Origin of the sequence: Synechococcus sp. Nb3U1, from assembly GCF_021533835.1 — a bacterium.
GTDB lineage: Bacteria > Cyanobacteriota > Cyanobacteriia > Thermostichales > Thermostichaceae > Thermostichus.
On the sequence record NZ_JAKFYQ010000001.1, the window covers coordinates 1489032 to 1511658 of the forward strand.

Consider the following 22627-nt stretch of genomic DNA (forward strand, 5'->3'; position numbering starts at 1 on the left):
GAAACTTATGCCGCTGGGTTGAGAGAGCAAGCAAGACAGGCTCTCAAGGCCCAGGGGTGGCAATTCCCCACAACTGAGAACCCTCTTGCTTTTACCGAACTCTTTGACTTCATCACCGATCCTCGGCCTCTGCAATCAGCAGCAATTCAACTGAAAGATACGCTGATCCCACCCTGTTTGGTGATGGTAGAAGCCTCCATGGGAGAAGGTAAAACCGAAGCAGCCCTTTACCTGGCGGATCATCTGCAACATCAATCTGGTGCCGGTGGTTTTTACATTGGTCTACCGACTCAGGCCACTAGCAACGCTATGTTCGAGCGGGTCAAGACGTTCCTGCAAAAACGCTATGCCGATGAGGTGGTTAATCTCACCCTCAGCCACGGGGCCGCAGCCTTGAAGGGGGATTACATAGATACAGTCTGTCGGTTGGATCAGGTGTATGACGATGAAGGGCGTGGAGTGTTTGCCAGTGAATGGCACACCGCCCGCAAGCGCACCTTGTTGAGTCCCTATGGGGTGGGCACGCTGGATCAGGGCTTGATGGGGGTAGTGCGCTCTCGCCATCAGTTTGTCAGGTTATTTGGCCTAGCAGGGCGCACCATCATCCTGGATGAGATCCACGCCTATGACCTCTACACCAGCACGTTGCTAGAGCGGTTTCTGGAATGGGCAGCCGTGCTGGGTTCTCCAGTGATTGCGCTGTCGGCAACGTTGCCCACCACCACCCGGCAGCGGTTGCTGACCGCCTACGCTACGGGATGTGGACAGGCCGCGCCAGCGTTACCCCAAGCTCCCTATCCCCGCATAACGGCGTTTGCGGGTGGTCATGCTGTTGCCCAATCCTTTGCCGCCTCTGACCATGTGTGCCGCGCCTTGGAAATTGCTTGGGTCAAGGATGAGGACTGGATGGCGGATTTACAGCAGGTATTGGCAGATGCCGGGGGCTGTGTTGCCGTTATTTGTTCAATAGTGAACCGAGCGCAGGCGGTTTACCAACGGCTACAGGGTTACTTTGACAACGAGGAATTGGGGCTTTTTCACGGACGCTTTCTCTTCAAAGACGGGAACGCATCGAGCAGGATTGCTTGCGGCAGTTTGGCAAGGGGCATGACCATCGCCCCCAGCGGTTTGTCCTAGTCGCTACCCAGGTAATTGAACAAAGTCTGGATGTGGACTTTGACCTGATGATTAGCGATATTGCTCCCATTGACCTGCTGCTCCAGCGTTCGGGGCGACTCCACCGCCACACGCGGGATCATCGACCATCAGGGTTTACCACTCCTCAACTGTGGATCGTGGAACCCAGCTTCACGGTCAATGGCAAGGCTGATTTTCAAGACAGTGGCTACATCTACGATCGCCACATCCTCCTCCGCAGTTGGCTCACCCTCCGACATCGCCCTCAGGTACAACTCCCCCAGGAGATGGATCCCCTAATTGAATCGGTGTATGACCTGGGAATGGCTATTCCCGAAGGTGTAGAACCAGTTCATGCCGAGGATTGGGTTACTTCTTTGGAGAAGTACCGGGTCGAAGAAGAGGCTGCTAAACAAACCCAGGCTAATCAGGTGAAGATTCCGCCACCTCATGGAGATGTGAAGCCTGACCAGTTTACTTACCTGAAAAAGGAGGATGACGAAAGTGCGATCGCCGCCGCGACCCGCCTCGGTGAACCCTCCATCGCCACCATCTTTTTGCAACGTACCGATTGCGGACTAGTGTTTCCGGGATCCCAAGAGCAGGTCAATCTCAGCGCCCGTCCCGATCTGGCTCTGATCCGCAGACTTCTTGCCCATAGCACTCGCATCTCTAAGAGGGAGATTGTCAAAGGCTTGCTTAACCAGGAGAACCCTAAGACTTGGACATCGGCTCTACTGCGAAACTGCCGCTACGTGGAGGTCAATGCTCAGGGGGTAGGAGTGGTGGGGAACTGGCGGCTAACCCTTGATCCCTTGCTGGGAGTGTTAATTGAGAACGATTCAAAATCCTAAGGGAGACTTACGACAAATGTCATTTAATTTGCTTGATAAGTCCTGGATTCCAGTCATGACGCCAGATTTCCAGGTCAAAGAGATTTCCCTGGTAAAACTATTTGAAACTTGGGAAACCCTGCGGGAAATCCAGGCTGATAATCCCCCCACCACCCTGGCACTCTATCGTCTGCTATTGGCAATGCTCCATCGTGCCTATCAGGGACCCCGCAACGAAGACCACTGGGAAGAGATTTTTGAGGATAACGGACAGGGGGCGATCGCCTACCTCAACCAATGGCGAGATCGCCTCGACCTGCTCCACCCCGACCATCCCTTCATGCAAGATCCCATCTTGCCCCTAGACAAAGCCGTCCCCATCTACGCCCTCCACACCATGAGCACATCCCAGGTGTTTTCTCATGAGCACAAGTGGAGCGGCTACAGCATCTCCCTGTCCCAAGCTGCCCGCTTACTAGTACGGCTGCAAGGGGTTGATATTACCAGCCTGAGAGCGTTCTACGTCGGGCAATCCAGCGGCAACCGCTCGGCGGTCAACACCCCCACCATCAACGCCGCCAATGTCCTGGTGCGGGGCAGCACTCTGAAGCAAACGCTGATGTTTAACTTGATGCGCTATGACCCGGCAGCGGAGATGCCCAGTGTTGTCACGGGAGAAGATCTCCCTACATGGGAAACCAGCAGCTACGCTGGCAAGCCCAAGAAGGCAGCTCCTCAAGGCTATATCAGCTACCTCACGTTTCCCTGGCGACGGTTGCGGCTATTTCCAGACCATGACGAGGTGAGCCAAGTGGCCATCACAATGGGAAATTCTTTGCCGGACAAGGTATCGGACCAGCAGTGGGAATGTGGGATCGCCTATAGAGAGGACAAGCCCGTTAGGTTATGGCGCAATGCTGAGAGTAGGCAGTTATGGCGCAATGCTGATGCCTTTCTGCTCACAACAGAAAAACAACATCGTCCCCGTATTGTCGATTGGCTGGCTGATCTGAAATCAGAAGACTTGGTTGATGATGTCGTAACCTTCCAGATCTTTGAACTCAGTGCAGATAAGGCCAAGCCCCTGAGCTGGAGTTGGGAGTCGTTTTCGGCACCAATCCAATATGTGACTGATGCGGATTTGGCACAAACGCTGAAGAGTGCAATCGCGATCGCCGAAAGCCACCAACAGGTCTTCCGTTCCTTCAAGGGCAGCCCCTACTTTGCCCTAGCAGAAGTGCTGAAAAACGGAGATCCCAGCAGTTTAGCCAATGCCCTAGATGGCGAATCTCGCTATTGGGCCACCCTGGATCGGGCCTTCCCACAACTGCTGAACGCCCTGCCCCAGGACAGCCACACCGAAGCCAATGGCATCACGTACTACGGCAACCAGGAGCTTCCTGCCTGGACGCAAACAGTACAAAACGCTGCCCGCCAAGCCTTCACCGAGTCCATTGTGTCCATTCTAACTATCAGGTGCGAGCTTTGGCACTGCGATCTCTAGAGCGACACCTCCGCAAACTGTGCGGTGAAGATCCGGAGGATAAGAAAACAAAGGAAAAAGTTGCTTAACCAGATTTCTAAAGTCCCACATCTTTGAACTGGAGAATTCTCACAATGCTAGTAACCCCAAAAAGCAGTCGCCTAGAGAGAGCGGTAGCCTTTCTCGACGGACTCAAGAAGCGCATTAAAAATGATAGCGGGGCAAAGGCCACCCTCAAACGTGCTTTGTCTGGGGACAATCGCCATCTCCGTCAGACCTACCCACTGTTGCTGCCTGCTCTAGAGGGGATTCCCGAATGGCAACAGGATATCTGGATCTTTGTCGCCTGCCTCTCGGTGTACCACAATCACGATCCAGAACCAGCCCCGCGCAGCTTTGCCCAAAGCTGTTTGGACTTACACAATAAAGTGCCTTCAAATGGCCCTGAACGTCGCTTCCGTTCTCTCTTAGACACGACCCTGGCTGATATTCAGTCCCCTATCACAGCCCTAGTGCGGCAATTCAAGAGTCAAGATATCAAGGTTTACTATCCCTATCTGATTGACGATCTCTGCAGCTGGGATCATCCCGATCAATTTGTCCAAGACCGCTGGGCTAGAAGCTTCTGGTGGGCACCGCCGCCAGCAGAACTATCAGGCGAGGCTGGTGTTGATGTATGAAGCAGCTCAACTACACAGCCCATGCCCTAGGAGAAATGCAGAGGCGAGGCATTTCTCAAGAACAGGTTGAGGCAGCTTATTTACAACCAGAGCAAATCTTACCAGGACGAAATCAGAGAATGATCTATCAATCACGAATGAATTTTGATGGTGACAATCACTATCTTTTGTGAGTCTTTGTAATATGAAACTACTACTCAATCAGTTATTGTCACAGCTTATCACACTAGCAAAATCGAGAAGTATTGGAGGATGTCATGAAAATCATCTATGACCCAGAAGTTGATGTGCTGAGAATTCTATTTCAAGACACGCCAATCAGTGAAAGTAACGAAGACGAATCAGGAATCATCTTTGATTTTGATGACCAGAGAAATGTGGTTGGACTAGAGGTCTTAGATGCTTCTCTGCGCATCGATGATCCTCAGTCTGTCAGCTACATGATTTCTAGGCCAATGCCACTATCAGGGGCCGAAGTCTGACCTGTGTATTTCGCATATTTCGGCAGAGCGATCTCAGCACAAAGACTGAGAATGCTGGTACCTTTGAACCGCCTAAACTGTTGCAATTTACTGAGGACATTTCCATGAAACTTGAACTTCATTTGATTCAGAGCTTTCCCCCTGCCAACCTAAACCGGGATGAGAATGGGATGCCCAAATCCACCGTCTTTGGTGGTCGGCCTCGTGCCCGCATTTCCAGCCAGTGCCAAAAGCGGGCGGTGCGAAAGTATTATCAAGACTATGCTGACCTCGACCCGGCCCAATTTGCCGATCGCTCCCGCAACTGGCTTCCGAAGCTTCAGGAATTATTGATTGAGCAAGATATTGGGTCTGAACAGGCCGCGATGGCTGCTCGTCTCGCACTGGAAGAGGGACTCAAGCTCAAGTTCAACGATGAAGGAAAAGCGACCACCATTGTCTTTTTAGGACAGACGGAACTGGCGGCAATCGCCCATATCCTCGTCAAAAATTGGGATACCGTTGCCCCAGGACTAACTGCCGACAAGCCAGAACTGCCCAAAGAAATCACCAAGGCGATCCAAGAAGCTCTGACTGACACTGGCAAACCGGGCGATGTGGCTCTCTTTGGCCGCATGATGGCCTCATTGCCCACGGTGAATGTGGATGCTGCTGTGCAAATAGCCCATGCCATCAGCGTTAACACCCTGCAACAGGAATTTGACTTCTTCACCGCCGTAGATGACTTAGGGGGTGATGATGAAACTGGCGCTGACCACATGGGGGAAATCGGCTACAACAGCTCTACCTACTACCGCTTTGCAACCCTGGATACGGAGCAGTTAGTCCAGAATCTAGGGAGTCGGGAACATCTAGAGTCAGTGGTCAAAGCCTTTGCCGATGCCTTTGTGCAAGCGATCCCCAGCGGGCACCAAAATGGCTTTGCTGCTCATACCCGGCCAGCAGCAGTGATGGCGGTGGTGCGCCGGGGGCAACCGGTATCTTTAGTGGATGCCTTTGAAGACCCGATCGCTCCCAAAGGCGGTAAGAGCCTGCTGGAAAATGCGGTCAAAGCTCTGGATGCCCACTGGGCTGACCTCACCAAAATGTATGGCGAAATGGGCATGGTCTACAAAGGCATTGTCACCCGCAGTAAGTTCACAGACCAATTGGATGCCCTCAAGCTGGAGAACAAGAGTTCTGTCACAGTGCTTTTGAGTGAAGCTCTCACAGAGGCCCTCAATGGTCAAGGAGGCAAGTAGGATGCCGACACTGTTGATGAGACTCAGGGCACCGATGATGAGCTGGGGTGACCACAGTCAGTTTGTCCACCGCGATAGCCGCCGGGAACCCACCAAATCTGCTGTGATTGGCCTGCTCTGTGCCGCCCTCGGTCGTCCTCGCTGGGATCCTGTGGATGATCTGGCCGCTCTCAAGATGGGGGTACGAGTCAACAAAGAAGGGATCCTGCTACGGGATTACCATACCGTTCAGAACACGATGCGAGATAAGAAGAAAGACAACCCGACACTGAGCGATCGCTACTATGTGGCCGATGGTGACTACTTGGTGGGGTTAGAGGGAGAAGCTGAGGTACTTGGTCAACTGGACGCGGCCCTTCAGGATCCCAAGTGGCAACTGTATCTAGGCCGCAAAAGCTTCATTCCCAGCCATCCCATTCGGGTCGGCATTGTGGAACAGCCTCTACTACTTGCCCTGCAAACGGCGGCTTATGAACATCGGGGGCGCAAGGCTCCCCCTTTCCCCTTGCGCTTGGTACTAGAAGTTGACGGCGGTACTGATACCCGTCAGGATGTCCCCCTGGATTGGCAACGTCGCCGCTTTGGTCGCCGCACCGTGACCACGACCTATCACTCACCGGAGGCCGCATGTACCTTTCCCAACTAATCCTCAATGAACGGCAATCCCTGGTACATCGAGAACTAGGGAATGCCCACAAATTTCACCAGCGCATTATGCAAGCCTTTCCTGATGAGGAAGACCGAGCCACTCCCCGTGAAGATTGGCACATTCTCTTTCGCCACGAACCTGATAGCGATGTGGTGTTGGTGCAGTCAGCCCTTGAACCTGACTGGTCAAAGTTGCCAGATGGCTACCTCAAGCATCATGCCGTCAAAGCAGTGAATTTAGGGGTTGACCAGCTCTCAGCTCCTCGTTTCTTTCAGTTTCGTCTCCGGGCTAACCCTAGCAAGCGTGATGCCAAGACCAAGAAGACTATTGGTTTCTATCATCGTCCTGACCAACTTGCATGGCTAGAGAGACAGGGGGATCGTTGTGGGTTTCGGCTCCACAATACCTATGTCATCCCAGCTCCCAACGTCTTTGGCATTAAGAAACAAGGCACGGCCCCCATTCGCATTACAACTGCCTTATTTCAAGGTGTTTTGGAAGTGACAGACTCTGACTCATTCTTATCTGCACTAAAGGCAGGAATTGGTCGAGGACGGTCGTATGGCTGCGGGTTATTGTCTCTGGCGCGTATGTAGAGAAAAAAGCTACATCTGATTTGGAGATTGACCATGTCTTCATTACGGAGTATTCCGAAGATTCGGGACAGTATTAGCTATGTCTATGTAGAGCGGTGTCGAATAGAGCAGGATGCTAAAGCGATTGCGGTATTACAGGAGCAGGGACGCTATGTGATTCCCTGTGCCAGTTTAACAACTTTGATGCTTGGCCCTGGCAGTGTGATCACTCATGCGGCGATCAAAAATCTGGCAGATGGTTCGTGTTCGGTACAGTGGGTTGGAGAGGATGGGCTGCGCTTTTATGCCAATGGATCTCATCCTTCCAGTAGTGTGGAGCGGCTTTATCACCAAGCGAGGTTATGGGCGGATCCGGCACAGCATCTAGCAGTAGTGCGTAGGATGTATATGTTTCGCTTTTCTGAGCCGTTAGAGGATGGATTGACATTGCAACAGATTCGGGGGATTGAGGGGGTGCGGGTGCGAACCACCTATAGTCGTCTGCGCAAACAGACAGGGGTGGAGTGGAAAGGGCGAGATTACAAACTGACGAAATGGGAAGATTCTGATCCAGTGAATCGGGCATTGTCTGCGGCAAATGCTTGTCTTTATTCTGTTTGTCAAGCGGCATTGAATGCGGTGGGCTATTCGACATCCTTGGGCTTTGTTCATACTGGCAAGCCTCTTTCTTTTGTCTATGATGTGGCTGATCTCTACAAGACTGAGACCACGATTCCAGCGGCATTTGAGGCGGCGGCTGAGATGGGTTTGGAGGTAGAGTCTAGAGCTAGGCAGCTTTGTCGGGAGAAGTTTGTTGAACAGAGATTGATGCAAAAGATCATTGGGGATGTGGACTCTATTTTGGGTCTAAAGTCTCTTAAAGAAGAAGCAGATCCTGTGGGGCATCTTTGGGATAACCAAGGAGGCTCTGTACATGGAGGCCGAAGCTATGGCGATCCACTTGATGAGCAGGAGAAAGGCTAATGGTGGTTTTTGTGCTGGAGAATGTTCCAGCTAGTTTGCGGGGGGATTTGAGTCGGTGGCTGTTTGAAGTCAGGGCCGGAGTCTTTGCGGGTCGCGTTTCAGCTCTGGTGCGGGATGAATTGTGGGCGATGGTGACGAGTCATCTGGGCAATGGTTCAGTCTTGATGCTCTACTCCACAAATTCTGAACGGGGCTTTTGGGCACGGAGTTTAGGGGATCCTTCCCGGCAGCTTGTAGACATAGAGGGGGTACTGCTGGTCAAAACCCACTGAAATTGGGGAAAATGGAAGAGTTGTCCCCACGCCTGTGGGGGTGAACCGCTCAGGATACGCCCGATGGGATACTGACGACATCCTTCTTTCTCAAAGTCATGCTCTTCCAACACAAACAGATGACTAGCTGACACTGGGATCTCATTGGCTTGCTTCCCGCCAGTAGCGTCATTCAGGCAAGGTTCATCAGCAACGTAGATACCATTGCCGAAAATCGAATTCCCCAGCAGCACCAGATGCACCACAAGCTGGCTCCCTAGGCCACAGGCTAGCAGAGGAGAGGATCCGCCAGTCGCCAATAGGCTGGACTAAAATAAGGACTCCGTCCCACTGTCGTGAAAGGACTAGATTGGGGGTCGAACCAGCCCCAACCAGCGACATCCAGCCACAAGGCTGCAACAGTGACTCAAATAGGGAAAACACCCGGGATCCTTATCCCGAGGGCGATACCCACGCTATGAAGGGGGTTGTAGTGGGATGGCTCAGGCGTGATTTGAACACGCGACCAAGGGCTTATGAGTCCCCTGCTCTACCACTGAGCTACTGAGCCAGATCAGCGCTTAACTAGGATAGCATCCTCCTATCCTGGGTGAATGCTGCAAATCACTAGAATCACCATATGGTCAGTTCCTTTCCTAGCCAGGCAGTCCCACACGAGAGGTAGATTCATCATGCCCTCTTGGCAACCTCTGCACCCTTCCAAGGTACCTTCGTCGGTCACTCCCCGCCCTCTTTTCTCCGCTCGCGGGATTCACAAAATCTACCCGATGGGGGAGGTCACCGTTCAGGCCCTGCGGGATGTGGAGCTGGATATCTATGAGGGAGAGTTTTTAGTGATCCTAGGGGCCTCTGGCAGCGGTAAATCCACCCTGTTGAATATCTTGGGGGGGCTGGATCTGCCCAGCCAAGGGGAGGTGTGGTTTTGGGACTGGGATCTCAGCCATGCAGATGATGCCGCCCTGACCCGCTATCGCCGCTACCACATCGGCTTTGTGTTTCAGTTCTACAACCTCATCCCCAGCCTAACCGCCCAAGAAAATATCGCCCTGGTGACGGAGTTGGCCCCGGATCCCATGGATCCCCGCGAGGCGTTGGAACGGGTGGGCTTGGGGGAGCGCTGCGATCACTTTCCGGCCCAGCTTTCGGGGGGCGAGCAGCAACGGGTGGCGATTGCCCGGGCCATCGCCAAGCGACCGGAGGTGCTGCTCTGTGATGAGCCGACAGGGGCACTGGATTTTGCCACCGGCAAACGGGTGCTGGAGGTACTGGAGAGCGTCAATCGGGAGTTTGGCACCACCGTTGCCGTGATCACCCACAATGCCGGTATCGCCGCCATGGCGGATCGGGTGATCACCATGCGCAGTGGCCAGATCACCCACATCGAGCGGAACACCCACAAGGCCCGTCCCAGCGAGTTGGAGTGGTAGAATGCTGCACCCCCTCGATCGCAAGCTGCTGCGGGATCTGCGCCAACTGTGGGGGCAGGTGACGGCCATTGTTCTGGTGGTGGGCTGCGGCATCGCCTGTTTTGTCTTGGCCCTGAGCGCCTATCAGTCGCTGGCCCTAACCCAGCAGACCTACTACGACCGCTACCAGTTTGCCGATGTCTTTGCGGAACTGAAGCGGGCACCGGATCGGTTACAGGCCCAAATCGCCGGGATCCCCGGGGTGCAGCAGGTACAAACGCGGGTGGTAGCAGATGTGACGCTGGATGTGCCGGGGTTAGCGGAACCAGCCACAGGACGACTCATTTCACTGCCCCCTGAGGATCAGCCCATGCTCAACCGTGTGTTTTTGCGGCGGGGTCGCTACCCGGATCCACAGCGGGGCGATGAGATTTTGGCCAGCGAGGCTTTTGCCGAGGCCAATGATTTAGAGCTGGGGGATCGAATTGGGGCGATCCTGAACGGTCGTTGGCAATCGCTGCAAATCGTGGGCTTGGCCCTCTCACCAGATTACATCTACGAGATTCGCGGAGCGGGGGATCTCTATCCTGATAACCGCCGCTTTGGGGTGCTGTGGATGGGAGAAGCGGCCCTCAGCACCGCCTTTAACCTGCAGGGGGCCTTTAATAGTGTTGCCCTGACGGTGATCCCCGGAGCTCCTGAGCAGGCGATCATTACCGAGCTGGATCGGCTGACGGATCCCTATGGGGGGCGGGGGGCCTACAGCCGTGAGAACCAGGTCTCCCACCGCATCATCAGCGACGAGATCCAAAGCCTGGAGGTGACGGCCACGATCTTGCCAACGATGTTTCTGGGCATTGCCGCCTTTTTGCTGCATGTGGTGCTCTCCCGCCTGATCAGCACCCAACGGGAGCAGATTGCCGTGCTCAAGGCGTTTGGCTACAGCAACTGGGGTATCGGCTTTCACTACTTGAAGTTGGTACTGGTGGTGGTGGCGGCAGGATCCCTGCTGGGGCTAGGGTTGGGCATGTGGCTGGGGCGGGGGCTGACCACCCTCTATGCCGACTTTTTTCGCTTTCCCATCCTCACTTATCGGGCCAGCCCGCAGGTGTTGATCTCAGCCTTGCTGGTGAGTGGAGGGGCGGCCCTAGTGGGGGGACTGTTGGCGGTGCAACGGGCGATCCGCTTGCCCCCGGCTGAGGCCATGCGCCCGGAGCCTCCCGCCAGTTTTCGGCCCACCTTGGTGGAGCGGCTGGGCTGGCAGCGGCTGTTTTCCCCAACAGGGCGGATTATTCTGCGCAACTTGGAGCGACGACCGATTCAGGCGGGCCTATCCATCATTGGGATCAGCTTTGCCGCCGCATTGCTGTTGATGGGGCTGTTTTTTCGGGATGCCATCACCTACCTGATGTCGGTGCAGTTTTTTCAGGTGCAGCGGGAGGATGTCACGGTCATTTTCAACGAGCCACGTCCGGCCCGCACCCGCTTTGAGCTGGCCCAACTGCCAGGGGTGTTGCGGGTGGAGGGGTTCCGCCTGGTGCCCGCCCAGTTGCGGCATGGGCAGTATCACCATCGTCTGGCCTTGACGGGGTTGCCCCAAGGGAGCCAATTGCGGCGGTTGTTGGATCGCAACCTCCGCCCTCAGACGGTGCCCCTAGAAGGGGTGCTGCTCACCGATCAACTGGCTGAGATGCTGCACATCCAGCCGGGGGAATGGCTACAGGTGGAGGTTCTCGAGGGATCCCGGCCCCAGCGAGAGGTGCAAGTGGTGGGCGTCGTCGATGAGTTTCTGGGCTTATCGGCCTATGTGGAGCTGGGATCCCTGAATCGCCTCATGCGGGAAGGGGAAACCTTGTCGGGGGCCTATCTGTCGATTGATGCGGCCCAGTCCCAGGCCCTCTACGACCGGCTCAAACAAATACCCGTCGTGGCGGGTGTATCGTTTCGGGAAACTCTGCTGGAGAGCTTTCGAGAGATCAGCGCCCGCAATATCCTGGTCATGACCGGCATCCTGTCACTATTTGCCGCCATCATCACCTTCAGCGTCGTCTACAATTCCGCCCGCATCGCCCTTTCGGAACGCAGCCGCGAGCTGGCTAGCCTGCGCATCATCGGCTTCAGCCGCCATGAGATCAGCGTCATTTTGCTCGGAGAACAAAGCTTGCTGGTGCTGGTGGGGATCCCCGTGGGCTGGCTGCTGGGCTTTGGCTTGAGTGCGTTCTTGGCCAAGGCCTATGTCTCGGAGTTGTACCGGATCCCATTGGTAATCCATCGGGCCACCTACACCACGGTGGGGCTAGTGGTTCTACTGGCTGCCGTCCTGTCCGGGATCGTGATCCACCGCCAACTGAATCGCCTAGATCTAATCGCGGTGCTGAAGACACGAGAGTAGCTCCCCAGTGCCTTCTGGCTTTGTTGCAACTATATTTCAATTCACAACTTTTTCTTAATAAGTGATTTCGATTCTTGAGAACCCATTTTACTTTGTTACATGTAGAGCGTTCCCATCAAAAAGCCTATGAGCCTCATTGCCCAAGTTATCGCTCAGTCAGATGCTGCTGAACGCTTCCTCAGCGGTGCTGAAATTGCCAAGTTAGAAGATTTCTTTAGCAAAGGTCAAATCCGGATCCGGGCTGCTCAAAAGTTGGCAGATAACGAGCAAAAAATTGTTCAGGAAGGTAGCAAACGCTTTTGGGCAAAATGTCCCAACACCCCCAGCAACAAAGGAAATCCTCAAAAAACAGCCCTGTGCCAGCGGGATCAGGGTTGGTACATTCGTCTAGTCAGCTACTGCGTTCTGGCGGGCAACGAAAAACCCTTAGACGATATCGGCCTGAATGGAATGCGTGAAATGTACCTGTCTCTAGGTGTACCTCTGCCGAACTTGCGGGTAGCGATGGGCTGCCTCAAGGATGTAGCTGCTGATGTCCTTTCTTCTGAGGAGATGGCCGTGACTGCTCCCTATTTTGAGCGTCTCGTCCGTGCTTTCTGAGTGGATGACTCAGTTCCTTGACAACTAGTCACACAGAAAAGCCCTTTCTTGAATTGCCTCATACAGTTAGTCCCCAAGGAAAACCCATGAAAGATACCATCACTTCCATCATCAACCCCGCTGATGAGAAGGGTTCTTACTTAGACGCTTCAGCATTGGATCAATTGAATCGCTACTTTCAGAGCGGCAACATGCGAGTCAAGGCAGCCAAAACCATCAGTTCCAGTGCCAGCAGCATCATCAGCAAAACCGTTGCCAACAGCTTGCTCTACGGAGATATCACCCTGCCTGGGGGCAACATGTACCCCACCCGTCGTTATGCTGCCTGTTTGCGGGATTTAACCTATTTCTTGCGCTATGCCACCTATGCCATGTTGGCTGCTGATGCCTCCATCCTGAATGAGCGGGTGCTGAATGGCCTCAAAGAAACCTACGTCACACTGGGGGTTCCTATCGACCGAGTGATTGAAGCGCTCAATGCCATGAAGGAGGTTCTAACAGACAGTGTTGGAACCGAGGCGGGTCAAGAAATGGGGGTGTATTTAGACCACATCATCGCTGGCTTGAGCTGAAGGTTTCCCCACTCTTGGTACCCCTCCTTGTCGGCTTATGGGAGGGGTCTTAACCCTCTCAGCAGGAATTGCCACCAAAGCAAGATTTCGAGAAGGGGCATCAGCGGCGATCTCCATCTATTCTCGATGGATGAAATCCAGGAGATAAGAACAAGAGCCAAAGAGAAAAGGACTTAACTATGAACGCTACAACTACACACCCTTCAGGCTATCCCTGGTGGGCGGGTAATGCTCGATTCGTTGACCTCTCCAATACTTTTATCGTGGCGCATGTGGCCCAAGCGGCCCTGATCATGGCCTGGGCGGGCGGCTTTACCTTGTTCGAAGTGGCCAAGTTTTCGCCCGATTTGCCGATGTACGAGCAGGGATTAATTTTGTTACCCCATCTGGCCACATTGGGATGGGGAGTTGGTGCTGCGGGCCAAATTGTCGATACGTTCCCCTTCGTTGCCATTGGTTGTATTCATCTCGTAGCGGCTGGGGTGCTGGCTGGGGGAGCTTACTTTCACCAGACCAAGCTGCCTCCCAACTTAGGTATGGAGTTTGGCAAAGCTGCCAAGTTTCACTTTGCTTGGGATGACGCCAAAACATTGGGGATGATTTTGGGACATCACCTGTTGATCTTGGGTTTAGGAGCCTTATTGTTAGTGGCCAAGGCCATGTTTTTGGGTGGGCTGTACGATGCCACGCTCGATCAGGTGCGGCTGGTGAGCCAACCCACGCTCAATTTTGCCACCCTTTTCGACTATCGCACCCATCTTTTTGATGTCAATAACCTAGAAGACTTAGTCGGCGGACATCTCTACGTTGCCGGCCTTCTGCTTTTAGGGGGTGCATGGCACATCCTCGTTCCACCTTTTGCGTGGGTCAAAGCCCGTTTTCTCTTCTCAGCAGACGGGATCCTCTCCTATTCTCTGTTTGGTATTGCCCTAGCCGGATTTGCGGCCTCCTACTACTGTGGGTTTAATAGTCTGGCCTATCCAGAGGTCTTTTATGGGCCAACATTGCAGCTCAAGTCCGCCTTCACGCCATTCTATTTTGATCCCACCCAAATGGAGCCGTGGGCCTATTCATCCCGAGTGTGGCTGGCCAACGCGCATTTCTATCTAGCTTTCTTTTTCCTACAGGGATCCCTGTGGCATTTTCAGCGGGCCATGGGCTTTGACTGGGCAAAGCTTTTTCAAGCCTGGCAACGGGGTTGGCAGGAAGCGGGGTTATCTCAGTTTGTTTATCAAACTGTGGTGGAGATCCATCCCCAGGCCACACCTGAGGTTTGCTACGAGCCAGCCTTTGCAACTCCAGCTCCTCTGGCTCCTCAGAGGGATCAAAACTACACCTACCAGCCCCCCCAGAGAAACTCTAGTTTGATTACACCTATTACACTGAATGGTGTGCAAAACACTCTTTATCAATTTGCCTATCATCCCAAATCCAGCCTGTTTTATGAGGTGCCGAGTACTTCTTCTCCCTTCAACAAAACACCGCTGCAGGTGGGATATGGATCCCCAAAAGCCCAAATCAATCACGGAGGACGTTCCCACTCTCTATCTACCACCATTTACGAATTGAGTAGGGCTCAGGTAAATTAGTCAGCCATCAATTCTACAGCCTTTTCCAGCGATATATACTACAGCCGATACAAACCAACCCTTTGTCCAAGAAAAATTGCTTCTTGACCTTGTATCGTACATGAAATCAGAAAAGGCTGTGATTGCGGGTATTTTTAGAAAACCCTCTCTAGAGAAAGCCAAGGCTTTCTCTTTTTTTCTTTTTTTGCAGAATATAGCCTTTTCCGACTTCACACAGGCCCTTGAGCTAGGTAAAAACCTGATGGAGCAAGGGATTGACTTGAATCTGCTGTATCAGATAACGAACGTTGGAAAAGGCTGTAAGGCCATTAAACGGGATCCGGAAGCACCTCTACCTTTAGAGTTGCGAACTTGAGGCAACAATTCGCAAATTCATGTCTGCTTGCCCCAAGACCCTACAGGCCCGATAATGTGTGCTTAACTTCGTTGACTGGCCCATGGCTCCTGTTTTTGTATTTTCGGCTACCCGCAGGTCGGAACGGAGTTTGACGAACACTATTCCGAATTGCCGTGCCCTAGCGCGCTCTTATTCACCATTCAGGAGGGGGATCCGTGGTTCAACGCCCAATTATTCTCGGCATTGTTGGCGATAGCGCTGCCGGGAAAACCACCCTCACCCGTGGCATCGCCCAAGTTTTGGGGGAAGAAAATGTCACCGTTATCTGCACCGACGACTACCATCGCTACGACCGTAAACAACGCGCCGAGCTGGGGATCACAGCCCTGCACCCTGATTGCAACTATCTGGATATTATGCAGCAGCATCTGACGCTGTTGCGCACCGGCCAACCGATCCTAAAGCCGATCTACAACCACAACACCGGCACCTTCGATCCCCCCGAATACATCAAGCCCAATAAATATGTGATTGTCGAAGGGTTGCTGGGCTATTCCACCCGTGGTATGCGAGATAGCTACGATGTCAGGGTTTACTTAGCCCCTCCCGAAGATCTACGAGCCCTCTGGAAAATTAAGCGGGATACCCGCAAGCGGGGCTACACCGAAGAACAAGTTCGAGAAGAGCTGCGCAAGCGGGAACCCGATTCAGAAGCCTTTATTCGCCCGCAACGGCAATGGGCGGATGTGGTAGTCAGCTTTTATCCCCCTCAAGAGGGATCCGACCAGGACGAATTGTTGTTGAATGTGCGCCTGGTGCTGCGCCCCACCATTCCACACCCGGATTTTTGGCAAATTCTCAACGCCGACAACAGCCACCTCGGATCCGCCATCCGACTTGACCTGGATCGGGATATGGGCAAACCGGTGGACGTATTGGGGATCGACGGCCATGCCACAGCCAGTCAAGTGGTAGAACTGGAGCGAATGCTCTGCAATGAAATTCCCTATTTAGGCAAGTTTTGCAGTCTAGATACCAACCCCAGCATTGGGAAATTGATTGGCACAACCGGTGAATTGCTGCAAAGTTATCCCCTTGCCCTGACCCAGTTGTTGATCACCTACCACATGCTCAAGGCCGCCAATATCTACCAGTAAACAAATAAAACTCACCGGCTCAAGAGATGCTCAAGCCCATAAACCAACCCCTTCAGCTCCAGCACCCTGCGAATGGCCAAAATCACCCCCGGCATAAAGGCAACTCGGTCAGTTGTATCGTGACGAAGGGTTAGAGTTTGTCCCATGCCGCCAAAGATTACTTCTTGGTGAGCCACTAGGCCCGGCAGGCGAATACTGTGAATGCGGATGTTGTGTTCAGGGATCCCTCCCCGAGAACCCGGAATTAATTCCTTCTCTTCCACTTGAGGAGGATTAAAGTCTTTCCCTAGTCGCCCCAGGAGTTGAGCCGTTTGGGATGCACTACCACTCGGGGCATCGGCTTTGCGGTTGTGGTGTAACTCGATAATTTCCACATGATCAAAATACTGCGCTGCTTGAACAGCCATCTGCTGTAGCAAAATCATGCCGATGGCGAAATTGGGCGCGATCACACAGCCTACACTAGATTTCTCAGCAAACTCCCGCAGCCGTTCCACTTGCTCCAGGCTTAAGCCTGTTGTCCCCACCACCGGACGCACCCCAAAGGCAATGGCTGAGCGAATGTTTTCAAACACCGAACGAGGATGGGTGAAATCCACCATCACACCACGGCCACTGCGTTGAGATAGCTTCAGGAGTTGCCCTGAAAGATCGTCTGTAATCTCCACCCCCAGGGATCCCAGACCCAGCACCTCACCAATATCAAAGCCAACCTGGGAGCGAGCTACCGCCCCTACCACGGCCATATCGGGAGTTTCGGCTACCGCCCGCACGACCTCTCGACCCATCTTCCCCAAAGCACCGACCACAAGAACTGGGATAGGAGAAGCCTCTGCTGCTGCATCGAGATTGACTAACTCTGTCATCCGTTGCCACCACTATCCAAACAATCCTTGAATGGGCCTAAGGGGGGATCCCAGTTTGAGATCACACCTCAATCCCGCTACAGTTTCACCTCAATATCCACACCTGCCGGTAGATCCAGCTTCATCAAGGCGTCGATGGTTTTGGAAGAAGGGGAGTAAATGTCGATAATCCGACGATGGGTACGGGTTTCAAAGTGCTCCCGAGAATCTTTATCGGTGTGGGGAGACCGCAACACACAGTAGATGCGACGACGAGTGGGTAACGGAATCGGGCCGACGGGCATCGCCTCGGTACGCCGGGCTGTATCCACGATTTTGTCGCAGGAAGTATCCAGCAAACGGTGATCGTAGGCTTTGAGGCGGATGCGGATCTTCTGTTGGGTCAGGGTAGCCATAGCTGGGAAGTGGTAGAAAGGGACTGGACAGACTGGACAAAAAGCGACAGGGATCGAGTCATTCTGGGGTGACCAGCAGCGCTCAATCCCTGCCGAAAGGAATCGGGTTTATTTCAAGATCTTGGAGACAACACCCGCTCCAACCGTGCGACCTCCCTCGCGGATGGCGAAGCGCATCCCTTGCTCAATGGCGATGGGCTGGATCAGCTCCACCGTCATCTTGATGCGATCACCGGGCATCACCATCTCCGGCTGGGAGCCATCGTCAGCAGTAAACGCGGCAATGGTACCGGTCACGTCGGTGGTACGCACGTAGAATTGGGGGCGATAGCCGGAGAAGAACGGCGTGTGACGACCACCCTCTTCTTTTTTGAGGATGTATACCTCAGACTCGAAGTTGGTGTGGGGGGTAATGGACTTGGGCTTAGCCAACACCATGCCGCGCTCGATGTCATCCTTCTGGATCCCGCGCAACAGCACACCAACGTTGTCCCCCGCCAGACCTTCGTCTAGCGTCTTCTGGAACATTTCCAACCCCGTGACAGTAGTAGAACGGGTATCGCCCAAGCCCACCAATTCCACCGTTTCGCCCACTTTCACCTTACCCCGCTCGATCCGGCCTGTAGCCACAGTACCCCGACCGGTGATAGAGAAAACATCTTCCACCGCCATCAGGAAGGGCTTATCCACATCTCGCTCTGGGGTAGGAATGTAGGAATCCACCGCATCCATCAACTCGTAGATTTTGTCTACCCAGGGATCTTCACCCCGCTGCGTCTTGGGAGCAGCAATCATTTTTTCCAGCGCTTTCAACGCGGATCCCTTCACAATGGGGATGTCATCGCCAGGGAAATCGTAGGTGGAGAGCAGCTCTCGCACCTCCAACTCCACCAATTCCAGCAACTCTTCATCATCCACCATGTCTTCCTTGTTCAAGAAGACCACCAAGCTGGGCACACCCACCTGACGAGCCAACAGGATGTGCTCCCGTGTTTGGGGCATGGGGCCATCCGCCGCAGACACCACCAAGATGCCACCGTCCATTTGGGCCGCACCCGTGATCATGTTCTTCACATAGTCGGCGTGGCCAGGGCAATCTACGTGGGCATAGTGACGATTGGCGGTTTGATACTCGACATGGGCAGTATTGATGGTAATACCGCGAGCCTTCTCTTCCGGCGCCGCATCAATCTCATCGTATTTTTTGGCTGTAGCCTGTCCCAACGCCGACAGAGTGCTGGTGATAGCGGCCGTCAGCGTGGTCTTGCCGTGGTCAACGTGACCGATGGTGCCAATGTTGACGTGGGGTTTGGTGCGTTCAAACTTAGCGCGTGCCATGAATCGTCACTTCCTTTTCAGTTAGCTACTCATTTCCTTTGTTTTTAGCAATGATGGTTTCGGCAATACTGCGAGGAACTTCCTCGTAGTGGCTGAATTCCATCGTGAAGGTGCCCCGCCCCTGGGTTTTGGAACGGATATCGGTGGCGTATCCAAACATCTCTGCCAAGGGAACCTTGGCATTGACCTTGGAAATACCGCCTTCCGTGTTCATCCCCTCCATCTGACCACGGCGGGAGTTGATGTCCCCAATCACATCGCCCACAAAGGCCTCAGGAACTTCTACTTCCACCTTCATCATCGGCTCCAGCAAGGCGGGGCTAGCTCTGCGGACGGCCTCCTTGAGAGCCATCGAACCGGCGATCTTAAAGGCCATTTCGTTGGAGTCCACCTCGTGGTAGGAACCATCCACCAAAGTGGCGCGCACATCGATGAGAGGATACCCGGCGATCACACCCGATTCACAGGCTTCCTTCATCCCCTGCTCAGCGGGCCCAACATACTCCTTGGGCACCACACCACCCACGATCTTGGAGACAAACTCAAACCCGGTTCCTGGTTCAGCCGGCTCCAGGTCAATGACCACATGACCATACTGGCCACGGCCACCACTTTGGCGGACAAATTTGCCCTCAACACGGCTGACCGGCTTGCGAACGGTTTCGCGGTAGGCCACCTGTGGATTGCCGACATTGGCCTCCACATTGAACTCCCGCAACATCCGATCCACCAGGATCTCTAGGTGCAGCTCGCCCATTCCGGAGATGATGGTTTGATTGGTTTCCTGATCCACCGCCACCCGGAAGGTGGGATCCTCTTTGGACAGAGATTGCAACGCTTTGGAGAGCTTGTCGATATCAGCCTTGGTCTTGGGCTCTACCGCCACCGAGATCACCGGCTCAGGGATATACAGAGATTCCAAGATCACCGGCGAGTTTTCGTCACAGAGAGTATCTCCGGTGGTGGTGTCCTTCAGGCCCAGCACCGCTCCCAGATCTCCAGCCCGCAGCTCATCCACATCCTGGCGCTCGTCCGCCTTAAGCACTACCAAGCGAGAAATGCGCTCTTTTTTGTTCTTGGTGGAGTTGAGAACGTAGGTGCCTTTGGCCAGCACACCGGAATAAACGCGAATGAAGGTGAGATCCCCATACTTGTCGCTCATCAACTTAAAGGCCAAAGCAGAGAAAGGCTCATCATCGCTGGCATGACGAGCTACCTCCGAGCCGTCCGGTAGCAACCCTTTAATGGCGGGAATATCGATGGGGGCGGGTAGGTAGTCAATCACTGCATCCAGCAGCATCTGCACGCCTTTATTTTTGAAAGCAGAGCCACACAGCATCGGCACAATTTGACCGCTAATCGTGCCTTTGCGCAAGCCAGCCATCAAATCGGCTTCGCTCAGGTCTTCTTCGGCGAAATACTTCTCCATCAGAGCTTCGTCGGTTTCTGCCACAGCTTCCACCAGCTTGGCGCGATACTCCGCCACCAGCTCTTTCATATCTTCCGGAATCGGGGCGGGACGAATGTCTTTGCCGATCTCATCCATGTAGATGCGGGCTTGCATCCGCACCAGATCGACAATACCCTGAAACCCATCTTCGGCCCCAATGGGCAATTGGATGGGGACTGCATTGGCCTTGAGACGATCCCGCAGTTGACCATAAACCTTAAGAAAATTGGCCCCCATGCGATCCATCTTGTTGACAAACGCGATCCGGGGCACGTTGTAGCGGTTGGCTTGCCGCCACACAGTTTCCGACTGGGGTTGCACACCGCCAACCGAGTCAAACACGGCAATCACCCCGTCCAGCACCCGCATGGAGCGCTCCACCTCAATGGTGAAATCCACGTGCCCAGGTGTATCGATGATGTTGATGGTGAATTCAGGCGCATCCGGTAAGGGCTGAGAGGGATCCTCGGGATTGCGTTTCACCCAGCGGGTGCTGATAGCAGCAGCAGTAATGGTGATGCCCCGTTCCCGTTCCTGAGCCATCCAATCGGTGACAGCGGTTCCATCGTGAACCTCGCCAATCTTATGCACCAGACCGGAATAGAAAAGAATCCGCTCCGTGGTCGTGGTTTTACCTGCATCGATATGGGCCGCGATCCCAATATTTCGGACTCGTTCCAGGGGAACTGTGCGTGCCACGTTGACCTCCCAATCCTCGTCGTCCTGCGACTCGGGCAAACTAAAAAAACCTTTACAATTCTAGTCGTTTTTGTCGAGCTCTCTCCATAGGCGGAGACAATGGAACAAAGTTTCTGAACAAAGTTCCCGCTGTCCTGCCCAAGTGGCCTCAATAGCGGTAGTGAGCAAAGGCTTTGTTGGCTTCTGCCATGCGATGCATCTCCTCCCGACGACGAATCGTGCTGCCGGTTTCGTTAGAAGCATCCAGCAATTCGTTGGCCAATTTGGCGGCCATGGTGCGCCCCGGGCGCGTGCGAGAGAAATTCACTAACCAGCGCAAGGCCAATGAAGTCCCGCGGTCTCCCCGTACTTCCACCGGCACTTGGTAGGTCGCTCCACCCACCCGGCGGGCTTTCACTTCCACCAAAGGGGTCGCGTTACGAACCGCATTTTCCACCAAGGGCAGCGGTTCTTGGCCGGTGCGTTCCTGCAGGATGGACATGGCATCGTAGAGGATATTGGCGGCCAAAGAGGCTTTGCCCCGCAGCATCAGCTTGCGGATCAACATAGTGACCAGCCGGCTTCCATATTTGGGATCCGGGGGGACATCGCGGTGGGAGGCACGGTTGCGGCGAGACATAGATAGTGTTGTAAGTCGGGGTACGAATAGGTTGGATATCTGTGGGGACTACTTCTTCTTGCCAGCAGGAGCTGCAGCCTGACCGGGCTTGGGCCGCTTTGCCCCGTACTTGGAGCGACCTTGTTTGCGGTCTTTTACCCCAGCCGCATCGAGGGTGCCACGAATAATGTGGTAGCGCACACCCGGCAGATCCTTAACCCGCCCACCGCGAATCATGACGACGGAGTGCTCCTGCAGGTTGTGGCCAATGCCAGGGATATAGGCGGTAACCTCGAACCCCGAGGTGAGACGAACCCGTGCCACCTTGCGCAGGGCTGAGTTGGGCTTCTTGGGAGTTGTCGTGTACACTCGGGTGCAAACCCCTCTGCGCTGAGGACAGGCCTTCAGAGCGGGGGATTTGGTCTTGCGAGTGGCGACACTGCGCTCCTCTCGAATTAGTTGCTGAATGGTGGGCATGGGTCAGCTCAGAAGGTCAGAACTCAAGTTAGTCGGCAGTATCAGATCCTAGCAAGGCGGGATCCCAGCGTCAACTTAGGGATCCTCATCCAGGCTTGTGGCTTGAATATCAATAGTCTGGGTCGAGGCAGGCTCAGCTCGGGCAGGGGACTTTGGCCGGGTTTGAGGTGAAAAGGGATCCCCGAGGGCCATTTGGGCCAGTTCCGACAGGAGCAGGCCCAATAAAACCAGATCGTCCATTTCCCCAACGATGGGCAGTACCGAAGGGATGAGATCAATGGGGCTGAGGAGATAGACCAAAATACCCAACAGAATCCAGGGGCGCAGGGAGGGGTTACGCAAGCCCAGTCGGAAACCTTGATACAGAAATGGGGTGGCGCGCATCGAGTTGAGGGGCTCTGTTGAGGGGAACAGA

24 protein-coding genes, 1 tRNA gene and 1 pseudogene are annotated in these 22627 nt (G+C 54.1%); 18 read left to right on the forward strand and 8 right to left on the reverse strand.

Annotation, left to right across the window (positions count from 1 at the left end):
• Positions 1–18 precede the first annotated feature (18 nt).
• From cas3 to cas2e, 11 genes are all read left to right on the forward strand, one after another.
• A complete protein-coding gene (gene cas3, locus L1047_RS06910; protein WP_235278164.1) occupies positions 19–1137 on the forward strand; it encodes a CRISPR-associated helicase Cas3' in 1119 nt (372 codons plus the stop codon).
• Complete coding sequence (locus L1047_RS06915) at positions 1086–1991, forward strand: hypothetical protein (RefSeq protein ID WP_235278165.1); 906 nt, start codon at positions 1086–1088, stop codon at positions 1989–1991. Before cas3 ends, L1047_RS06915 begins: the two co-directional genes overlap by 52 nt.
• A 55-nt stretch (positions 1992–2046) precedes the next feature.
• Positions 2047–3474 carry a type I-E CRISPR-associated protein Cse1/CasA gene (casA, locus tag L1047_RS06920; RefSeq protein ID WP_235278166.1) on the forward strand — a complete coding sequence of 476 codons (1428 nt, stop codon included), beginning with the start codon at positions 2047–2049 and terminating at the stop codon, positions 3472–3474.
• Positions 3475–3587: 113 nt separating this feature from the next.
• A complete protein-coding gene (gene casB / locus L1047_RS06925; protein WP_235278167.1) occupies positions 3588–4133 on the forward strand; it encodes a type I-E CRISPR-associated protein Cse2/CasB in 546 nt (181 codons plus the stop codon).
• On the forward strand, positions 4130–4306 hold the full coding sequence (locus L1047_RS16760; protein ID WP_443081682.1) for a DUF4258 domain-containing protein: 177 nt from the start codon (positions 4130–4132) through the stop codon (positions 4304–4306). The genes casB and L1047_RS16760 overlap by 4 nt, the downstream gene beginning before the upstream one ends.
• Before the next feature lie 84 nt (positions 4307–4390).
• Positions 4391–4615: a DUF2283 domain-containing protein gene (locus L1047_RS06930; protein WP_235278168.1), complete on the forward strand. Its 225-nt coding sequence runs from the start codon at positions 4391–4393 to the stop codon at positions 4613–4615.
• 104 nt (positions 4616–4719) lie between these two features.
• Complete coding sequence (gene cas7e, locus L1047_RS06935) at positions 4720–5856, forward strand: type I-E CRISPR-associated protein Cas7/Cse4/CasC (protein WP_235278169.1); 1137 nt, start codon at positions 4720–4722, stop codon at positions 5854–5856.
• A gap of 1 nt (position 5857) precedes the next feature.
• Positions 5858–6502, forward strand: a complete 645-nt coding sequence (cas5e, locus tag L1047_RS06940; protein WP_235278170.1) for a type I-E CRISPR-associated protein Cas5/CasD — start codon at positions 5858–5860, stop codon at positions 6500–6502.
• Positions 6484–7101: a type I-E CRISPR-associated protein Cas6/Cse3/CasE gene (gene cas6e, locus L1047_RS06945; protein ID WP_235278171.1), complete on the forward strand. Its 618-nt coding sequence runs from the start codon at positions 6484–6486 to the stop codon at positions 7099–7101. Before cas5e ends, cas6e begins: the two co-directional genes overlap by 19 nt.
• A gap of 33 nt (positions 7102–7134) precedes the next feature.
• Positions 7135–8064 (forward strand): type I-E CRISPR-associated endonuclease Cas1e, encoded by a 930-nt coding sequence (cas1e, locus tag L1047_RS06950; protein WP_235278172.1) that lies wholly within the window; start codon positions 7135–7137, stop codon positions 8062–8064.
• Positions 8064–8336 (forward strand): type I-E CRISPR-associated endoribonuclease Cas2e, encoded by a 273-nt coding sequence (cas2e, locus tag L1047_RS06955; RefSeq protein ID WP_235278173.1) that lies wholly within the window; start codon positions 8064–8066, stop codon positions 8334–8336. The genes cas1e and cas2e overlap by 1 nt, the downstream gene beginning before the upstream one ends.
• A gap of 478 nt (positions 8337–8814) precedes the next feature.
• On the opposite strand, the gene L1047_RS06960 is transcribed toward cas2e, so the two are convergent.
• Positions 8815–8886, reverse strand: a tRNA-Met gene (locus L1047_RS06960).
• Between the two features lie 121 nt (positions 8887–9007).
• On the opposite strand from L1047_RS06960, the gene L1047_RS06965 reads away from it, so the two are divergent.
• The 7 genes and pseudogenes from L1047_RS06965 to L1047_RS06995 all read left to right on the forward strand — a co-directional run bounded on the left by L1047_RS06965 (position 9008) and on the right by L1047_RS06995 (position 16389).
• Positions 9008–9763 (forward strand): ABC transporter ATP-binding protein, encoded by a 756-nt coding sequence (locus tag L1047_RS06965; protein WP_328286035.1) that lies wholly within the window; start codon positions 9008–9010, stop codon positions 9761–9763.
• 1 nt (position 9764) lies between these two features.
• Positions 9765–12134 (forward strand): ABC transporter permease, encoded by a 2370-nt coding sequence (locus tag L1047_RS06970; RefSeq protein WP_235278174.1) that lies wholly within the window; start codon positions 9765–9767, stop codon positions 12132–12134.
• A gap of 126 nt (positions 12135–12260) precedes the next feature.
• Positions 12261–12734 carry an allophycocyanin gene (locus tag L1047_RS06975; RefSeq protein ID WP_235278175.1) on the forward strand — a complete coding sequence of 158 codons (474 nt, stop codon included), beginning with the start codon at positions 12261–12263 and terminating at the stop codon, positions 12732–12734.
• Between the two features lie 86 nt (positions 12735–12820).
• Complete coding sequence (locus L1047_RS06980; protein WP_235278176.1) at positions 12821–13306, forward strand: allophycocyanin subunit beta; 486 nt, start codon at positions 12821–12823, stop codon at positions 13304–13306.
• 179 nt (positions 13307–13485) lie between these two features.
• Positions 13486–14493 (forward strand): annotated as a pseudogene (locus L1047_RS06985) (chlorophyll a/b binding light-harvesting protein); the annotation flags it as partial.
• 502 nt (positions 14494–14995) lie between these two features.
• Complete coding sequence (locus tag L1047_RS06990) at positions 14996–15250, forward strand: hypothetical protein (protein ID WP_235278177.1); 255 nt, start codon at positions 14996–14998, stop codon at positions 15248–15250.
• A gap of 197 nt (positions 15251–15447) precedes the next feature.
• Positions 15448–16389 (forward strand): phosphoribulokinase, encoded by a 942-nt coding sequence (locus L1047_RS06995; RefSeq protein WP_235278178.1) that lies wholly within the window; start codon positions 15448–15450, stop codon positions 16387–16389.
• A gap of 11 nt (positions 16390–16400) precedes the next feature.
• On the opposite strand, the gene dapB is transcribed toward L1047_RS06995, so the two are convergent.
• From dapB to L1047_RS07030, 7 genes are all read right to left on the reverse strand, one after another.
• On the reverse strand, positions 16401–17255 hold the full coding sequence (dapB, locus tag L1047_RS07000) for a 4-hydroxy-tetrahydrodipicolinate reductase (protein WP_235278179.1): 855 nt from the start codon (positions 17253–17255) through the stop codon (positions 16401–16403).
• A gap of 77 nt (positions 17256–17332) precedes the next feature.
• Positions 17333–17650 (reverse strand): 30S ribosomal protein S10, encoded by a 318-nt coding sequence (rpsJ, locus tag L1047_RS07005; RefSeq protein WP_235278180.1) that lies wholly within the window; start codon positions 17648–17650, stop codon positions 17333–17335.
• A gap of 108 nt (positions 17651–17758) precedes the next feature.
• Positions 17759–18988: an elongation factor Tu gene (gene tuf, locus L1047_RS07010; protein ID WP_235278181.1), complete on the reverse strand. Its 1230-nt coding sequence runs from the start codon at positions 18986–18988 to the stop codon at positions 17759–17761.
• A gap of 25 nt (positions 18989–19013) precedes the next feature.
• Positions 19014–21137 carry an elongation factor G gene (fusA, locus tag L1047_RS07015; protein WP_235278182.1) on the reverse strand — a complete coding sequence of 708 codons (2124 nt, stop codon included), beginning with the start codon at positions 21135–21137 and terminating at the stop codon, positions 19014–19016.
• A gap of 148 nt (positions 21138–21285) precedes the next feature.
• Positions 21286–21756, reverse strand: coding sequence for a 30S ribosomal protein S7 (gene rpsG / locus L1047_RS07020; RefSeq protein ID WP_235278183.1), 471 nt, complete (start codon positions 21754–21756; stop codon positions 21286–21288).
• A gap of 48 nt (positions 21757–21804) precedes the next feature.
• Positions 21805–22212, reverse strand: coding sequence for a 30S ribosomal protein S12 (gene rpsL / locus L1047_RS07025; RefSeq protein WP_235278184.1), 408 nt, complete (start codon positions 22210–22212; stop codon positions 21805–21807).
• A 75-nt stretch (positions 22213–22287) separates the two neighbouring features.
• Complete coding sequence (locus L1047_RS07030; protein WP_235278185.1) at positions 22288–22596, reverse strand: DUF1232 domain-containing protein; 309 nt, start codon at positions 22594–22596, stop codon at positions 22288–22290.
• Between the last annotated feature and the right edge of the window lie 31 nt (positions 22597–22627).